The sequence below is a fragment of the Rhodococcus sp. FG69 genome, assembly GCF_057808915.1.
Window position 1 is genome coordinate 1 of sequence record NZ_JBMDIX010000130.1, and the last position, 375, is coordinate 375.

The window sequence follows — 375 nt, forward strand, 5'->3', positions numbered from 1 at the left end:
TCTCCGGAATACTACGTGGCCGAAATCCAGCCTGGCAAGATGCTGTACGAAATGGACGGTGTTAACGAGGAACTCGCTCGTGAAGCTTTCCGTCTGGCCGCAGCCAAGTTGCCGATCGCCACTGTGTTTGTAACTAGACAGGTAGGTCAGTAATGAAAGCGTCCGAACTGAAAGCCAAAACTGTTGACGAGCTGAAAGCGGAACTGCTGAGCCTCCTGAAGGCCCAGTTTGCCCTGCGTATGCAGCACGCTACTCAGCAACTCGCCAAGACCTCTGAACTGAAGAAAGTGCGTCGCGACATCGCTCGTGTTCGCACCGTTCTGAAAGAAAAGGCAGTTTAAGATGAGCGAAACCAAAGTGGTACGTACGCTGACC

Annotated in this window: 2 protein-coding genes; both read left to right on the forward strand. The window is 52.8% G+C overall.

The genetic code is table 11. From position 1 onward, the window contains the following. Positions 1-153, forward strand: a 153-nt coding sequence (locus tag ACODSO_RS29295) for a ribosomal protein L16 (RefSeq protein ID WP_489040107.1), incomplete at its 5' end; no start/stop codon positions are given. Next, complete coding sequence (gene rpmC / locus ACODSO_RS29300) at positions 153-341, forward strand: 50S ribosomal protein L29 (RefSeq protein WP_011137725.1); 189 nt, start codon at positions 153-155, stop codon at positions 339-341. The genes ACODSO_RS29295 and rpmC, both read left to right, overlap by 1 nt. Positions 342-375 lie beyond the last annotated feature (34 nt).